General features: G+C 43.0%; 2 protein-coding genes. Both read right to left on the bottom strand.

Translation table 11 applies throughout. The features are described 5' to 3' along the window. Positions 1 to 1,669, bottom strand: a 1,669-nt coding sequence (locus MHM93_RS19255; RefSeq protein WP_239450220.1) for a hypothetical protein, incomplete at its 3' end; no start/stop codon positions are given. Then, complete coding sequence (locus MHM93_RS19260; RefSeq protein WP_239450221.1) at positions 1,666 to 1,809, bottom strand: hypothetical protein; 144 nt, start codon at positions 1,807 to 1,809, stop codon at positions 1,666 to 1,668. The genes MHM93_RS19260 and MHM93_RS19255, both read right to left, overlap by 4 nt. Between the last annotated feature and the right edge of the window lie 333 nt (positions 1,810 to 2,142).

Consider the following 2,142-nt stretch of genomic DNA (forward strand, 5'->3'; position numbering starts at 1 on the left):
CCAACGCGGCTTGCTCATCATTGTTCATGTAAGCCAGTGTCCCCTTAAAATAGGTCGCCGTTGCCATGTCTTGAGGACTACTTTGCTCGCTAGTTATCGTCTCTGTTAGCTCAGTCAGCCGTGCAACGTAATGTTTGTTGTCCAGTTTCAGCGTGTCACTTTCTAAATCGGAAACAAAGTCATCAAGCTCATGCTCTGCAAAGGGGTTTCCTTTTGGAAGAATACGCACTTGCTCGGGCTGCCCCGCACGTCGAGGGAATACCTGAGTGCGAATATAGCCTCCTGTGTCGGGGTTTTTAAACCAGCCAACTAAGGTATCAAAGCCTGCCGCCCATTCATCCACGCGCTGCTTGAGTGTGGCGAGATACTCGTCAATTTGAGCGGTATCCCCTTGCACATCGTGCAACACTAAGCGAATAGTGCCATTAAAACGCTCATCCGGTTTTAAACCTTGCTCAGCTAAACAAGGGCCGCTGCGTAATAAGCTCAGGCTATGCTGCATGGCCAGCTTACGTACCGTAATTTCACCAAAGCGAATGGCATCATCAAGCGATTCTGTAGTGATATCTATATGTAGTTCACATTGCTCCGGCGTGTCTTCTGTCGCAACAAAGCGCGAGGAAATATCAGGAGTGGGTTCAAACTCTATTGGCGCATCCAAATTATTTGGGTCTAGTTCAAGTAGGAAAGCATTACCAACTTCTTTACCTCTTTGATAACCATAGAAGTATAAATTTTCAGAGCTTTCATCGACCGTCAAAAGTTGCCCAGGCTGAATACCTTCGGGTACCTCAATCTCTTTCACAAGGGCAAAGTTACTTTTATCAAAAATAAACATTTTTAATAATGGTTGATGGCAATAAAATATATAACCCCCATAGGTTGAAATAGTAGCCTTATCAACCCTACGCGTATTTTGGGGGTCAAACTCCATTCCAATAGCACTTAAAACTTCACCACTACTAACATCGATTATTTCTAACCCTGACAATGATGCAACCCATAGCCTATTACTTTCTATGAGGTAATCAGTCACCAGAGCTGAAATTTCTTTTACCCACAAACTAGAACCATCACTATCTTGAATACACCCGACTAAACTCTTAGGCTTTTCGCGCCTGCGTGACTGGTTCCCAGCAGAAAAAATAACCAGCCCACCCGACATTACAGGAGCTAGGGAGCCGGAACCAACTTTACCCTCTATATTTGCAGCCCAAACTTTACCTAAATCGGAATCAAATTTTTTGACAACTGGGGTATCCCAGGGTAGCGCGTATAAATAATTATTATTTATGAAAGTATTTTTTAACGTCTCATCTGAGCGCTTCAAAGTACCTTCCGGACTTTTAGCAACAACTCGTAAATCATCACTCCCTTGATAATAAAATGTACTACCATTACCCATCACACCTAAAAAGAGGTTGGGAGCGAAGTTTAAATGTCCTGCTTCTTTATGATTGTAAAAATAATTATTGTCCCCATCACTGAATACAGGCACGTCCTTGCGTTCAAATTGCACAACACCAGCTAGCTGACGCTCATAAGAGTAGTGACTAATCTCCCACCCTTCTTCTTTGTTTATAAATACACTACTGTCCAGTAACTCTGCCTCTATTCCCTTATCAGAATTCCAAACATACGCCATACTATCCGCTATCGTAATTTTCATTCTGCTCCCTCAACTACTTTTGAAAATGTTGTTATTTCTACAAACTGTTCATCCTTTAAGCTTCTTTTTAGTTCATCCTTAAACTCAGCTACAACTTCAGGACTATTAATTTCAGCATCGTTGTAGTCCGCTTTTTTCATGATCTAGCACTAAAAATGCGTGGGCAATATCCCCTTTGGCTATCATACTCTTCGGGTTAGAAGTATGTCCTTCGAAACTGTGGAGTGGATAACGCAGTCAGTCGACACCCACTGCGTTTATGATGATGTGCTTGGGGTTAGCTGTTTTGAGCCTCCCCCCGCTTTCTCAAACACACTATCTTGGTGAGAGCGCCTCACCTGTTATGCCAAGTTAAAACTCTTAATCTCATTACGTTGCCAGTCATCAACAATCGCTTGCGCAGCGTTATCCAGCTCCTGTCGTTCGCTATCCGTTAAGCGCTTTATACTTGCATCAATGTCTTCTTGTGCGCT

It is taken from the genome of Pseudoalteromonas sp. MM17-2, assembly GCF_022347945.1.
Lineage (GTDB): Bacteria > Pseudomonadota > Gammaproteobacteria > Enterobacterales > Alteromonadaceae > Pseudoalteromonas > Pseudoalteromonas ruthenica.

What these genes read in the sequence shown, in the direction of transcription:
- MHM93_RS19260 (WP_239450221.1), bottom strand. Translation starts at nt 1,809, where the DNA reads ATGAAAAAAGCGGACTACAACGATGCTGAAATTAATAGTCCTGAAGTT.